This is a genomic window from Thiohalophilus sp., from assembly GCF_031581315.1.
Classification (GTDB): Bacteria; Pseudomonadota; Gammaproteobacteria; order UBA6429; family Thiohalophilaceae; genus Thiohalophilus.
On the sequence record NZ_JAVLAZ010000144.1, the window covers coordinates 1 to 3,761 of the forward strand.

Annotated in this window: 3 protein-coding genes; all 3 read right to left on the bottom strand. The window is 58.5% G+C overall.

What is annotated here, in order from left to right:
* Positions 1-323 precede the first annotated feature (323 nt).
* Positions 324-1,715: a nitrogen regulation protein NR(I) gene (gene ntrC, locus RI563_RS12865; protein ID WP_310694785.1), complete on the bottom strand. Its 1,392-nt coding sequence runs from the start codon at positions 1,713-1,715 to the stop codon at positions 324-326.
* A 7-nt stretch (positions 1,716-1,722) separates the two neighbouring features.
* The gene (gene glnL, locus RI563_RS12870) at positions 1,723-2,787 is read right to left on the bottom strand and encodes a nitrogen regulation protein NR(II) (RefSeq protein WP_310694786.1); all 1,065 of its coding nucleotides are present in this window, start codon (positions 2,785-2,787) and stop codon (positions 1,723-1,725) included.
* A gap of 228 nt (positions 2,788-3,015) precedes the next feature.
* Complete coding sequence (locus RI563_RS12875) at positions 3,016-3,636, bottom strand: DUF4124 domain-containing protein (protein WP_310694787.1); 621 nt, start codon at positions 3,634-3,636, stop codon at positions 3,016-3,018.
* Positions 3,637-3,761 lie beyond the last annotated feature (125 nt).

Sequence of the window (3,761 nt, forward strand, 5' to 3'; positions counted from 1 at the left end):
GATTAAAAACCATTTGATCAAGACTTCGGTATCCACAGAGCGTTCACAAAATCCTTTCTTCGTGTCTTGGTGTCCTGACGGGGCATCTACAATATATCTTTATTATCAGACTGGCTTATCGGTCAGGTGTTGAGCTTGTTAGCAAGAGCTCAGGGACGAGTAACGAGGTACGAGGAAACTGTAGGCCGTAGGAGGCCAGCCCTCGGCCGATTAGTTGAGAATAGCGCGATCAGCGAGGTTGAATCGCCGAGGGAACTCGCCTCCCACAACGACATAATTTATTTGTCTTCTTCGTGTCTTGGAGTCTTCGTGGTTCAGCTCTTTTATAAATTCAGCTCTTTGATCTTGCGGGTGAGGGTGTTGCGGCCCCAGCCGAGTAATTTGGCGGCGTCCTGGCGGCGGCCGCCGGTTTTTTTCAGGGCGGTTTCGATCATCACCCGTTCGAATTGCGGCATGGCCTGATCGAGGATGGCGGTATGGCCCTGCGACAGTTCCTGTTCGGCCCAGTGGCGCAACAGTTCGCTCCAGTCGCCGTCGAAATGGGTTTCGTCCTTGCCGTGCAACATCTCGGGCGGAAGATCGTCGATATGTACGACCTGGCCGGGTGACATCACGGTCAGCCAGCGACAGGTGTTCTCCAGCTGGCGCACGTTGCCGGGCCAGTCCAGGCGTGACAGATAATCCATCACTTCGCGATCCAGGCTCTTGGCATCCACGTTGAGTTCCTTTGCGGCCCGGTTGAGAAAATGCTGTGCCAGTAACGGGATATCCTCGCGACGTTCACGCAGCGACGGAATGTGGATGCGAATAACATTGAGCCGATGGAACAGATCTTCACGAAAGCGGCCCTGTTCCACCAGCTTTTCCAGGTTCTGATGGGTTGCGGCAATGATGCGCACATCCACTTTGACCGCGCTGTGCCCGCCGACTCGATAAAACTCTCCGTCAGCCAGTACCCGCAACAGCCGCGTCTGCAGTTCCTGGGGCATATCGCCGATCTCATCCAGAAACAGCGTACCGCCGTCGGCCTGTTCGAAGCGACCCTGACGGGCGGTATTGGCGCCGGTAAAGGCCCCCTTTTCATGGCCGAACAGTTCCGATTCCAGCAGGTCCCGTGGAATCGCCGCCATGTTCAGGGCGATAAACGGTTGGCCGGCGCGCGGGCTGTGCCGATGCAGCGCCTGCGCCACCAGCTCTTTACCGGTGCCCGATTCGCCGTTGATCAAGACGGTAATATTGGAGCGGGCCAGGCGACCGATGGCACGAAACACTTCCTGCATGGAAGGCGCTTCGCCGATGATCTCGGCATCGATCTGGCCGGCCGGGGTTTCACCGCCACCGGTTTCCCGTCGATGGCTGATCGCGCGGCGCGCCAGCTCCACCGCCTCATCCACATCGAACGGCTTGGGCAGGTATTCAAAGGCGCCGACTTCATAGGCGCTGACCGCGCTATCCAGATCGGTATGCGCGGTGATGATGATCACTGGCAGGCCGGGATATTTGTCATGAATGCGGCCCAGCAACTCCAGGCCGTCCATACCCGGCATGCGGATGTCGCTGATGATGACATCCGGTTCGCTGCGATTGAGGGCGCGCAAGACGCTGTCGGCCTCATCGAAACTACGCACCTCCATTTCGGCATTTTTAAATGCCTTCTCCAGCACCCAGCGGATTGAGCGGTCGTCGTCGACGATCCAGATGGTTTCCTTGCTCATGGTTGTCTCACGCCTCAAGTTCGATCGGTATATAGATGGAAAAAACAGTTCGGCCCGGTTCACTGTCGCATTCGATGATGCCGTTATGCTGCTGAATCAGTGACTGGGCGATGGCCAGTCCCAGCCCGGTGCCTTCGGCCCGGCTGGAGACCATGGGAAAGAAAATCCGCTCCAGGATCTCTGCCGGAATCCCCGGGCCGTTATCGATAATCTGGATCTGCGCCACCAGATCATGCTGTTTCTGGCCAATGGTAAATTTGCGTATCACCCGGGTCCGCAGGGTGACATCGCCTTCGCCCTCCAGCGCCTCGATGGCATTGCGAATGATATTCAGCAGGGCCTGGACGATCTGATCCCGATCGGCGGTAATATCGGGAATACTGGGATCGTAATCCCGCCGCAAGCGTATCCCCTCGGGCGCTTCGGCCAGTAACAGGCTGCGTACATGTTCGAGCACTTCATGGACGTTGACCGGTTCCAGCCTGGGCATTTTGTTGGGCCCCAGGATCCGGTTGACCAGCTTTTGCAGGCGATCCGCCTCGCTGATGATGACCCCGGTATATTCCTTGAGTTCATCGGTCGGCAACTCGCGCGCCAGTAACTGGGCGGCACCGCGCAAACCGCCCAGTGGGTTTTTGATCTCATGCGCCAGCCCACGCAGCATCTGCTGGGTGGTCTGCTGCTGGGCGGCCCGGCTTTCGTCCCGGGCAATGCGCAACAACCGATCCATCTGGCTGACTTCCACCAGCAATTCCGGCGCCTGTTCCCGCTCCACCAGGGGCAGGGCGGTCAGATCCACCACCACCTCGCGGCCGTGGATCAGCTTCAGACTCACCTCGTGGCGGGTAAACGGATGACCACTGGCCAGGGCCTCGCGCAGTTCGTCGGCGACATTGTCTGGGGTCTCGAACAGATCCTCGAAGCGGTGCCCGATCAAATGCGGCCCACTGCTGCCGAACAGCATCTCGGTCGCGGCATTCACATAGCGCAGGCACAAATCCTGGTCGAACAGCATCAGCCCCGAGGTCATGGCCTCAAGGACACGTTGTTGCAAATCGGGGGATGGGCTCATTGTCTCCATACCGGGGCTGTAGCAAGAACCAAACCATAACGCACCATTTTCGATGCGCTTTTGGCAGGTTTTTGGCCAGCCCGATTAAAGGCTTGAATTACAAGCAGTTAGTGGGCCTGTACAGAGCGCTTTCCGGGCCGTTGCGCTGTTTTGGTCCACAGCGACATGCTGCACACACCACAGCATAGCGCAAATACGCTGTTTGCGCACCAAAATGGTGCGCACTGTTCAAGGCGAGGAGGAAGGCGGTGAGGGCTTGGGCGGGTTGGTCGGTGTCGACCCGGGAATATTCGGTTTCGGGGGATTAAGGGGCGTCGGCTGGGAGCCCGACGGTGGCGCCGGCCGCTTCTTGCTATGCCGCAACAGGTGGAAGGTAACGCTGGAGCTCGCGCCCAGCACCTCGCCGTCATTATTCACCACTTCCAGTTTGACCGTATGGGTGCCGCGATCCATGTTGGTCAGACTCACCGTCGCGCCGGACTGCGCCAGGGGCTCGCCGTCCAGACGCCAGCGCAACTGATGACCGCCCCGCAGGCCCGGCTCAACACTCCCCCGCAGGGTCACATTCCCGGCATTGTCGCGGATGGATTCGTCATTGCCCGGCGAGGTAATGGAAACCTCGTAGCTTGATGAGTCCGCCCGATCACGCTCCGGCGGCTGGTAATTGATATCGGGGGATTTTTCAAACCGGGTAGCAGGCGCCTGATCCACCGACATCTCCTCGCTGCCTTCAATCGGCTGATCGCTGTACTCCACCGACCCGTCCGGGTTGACCTTCTTGTACACCTTGTCAGCCGCCGCCACAGGCAAGGTCAACAGCAGCAGGGCAATCATGCAGTAGTTTTTCATACCTCAAGAATAGCCCTCGGACGGGGCATCTACAATAGTTCTTTATTGTCAGGCTGTCTTATCGGTCAGGAATTCACCTTCTTAGTGAGAGCTCAGGGGCGAGGGACGAGTAACGAGGGGCGAGG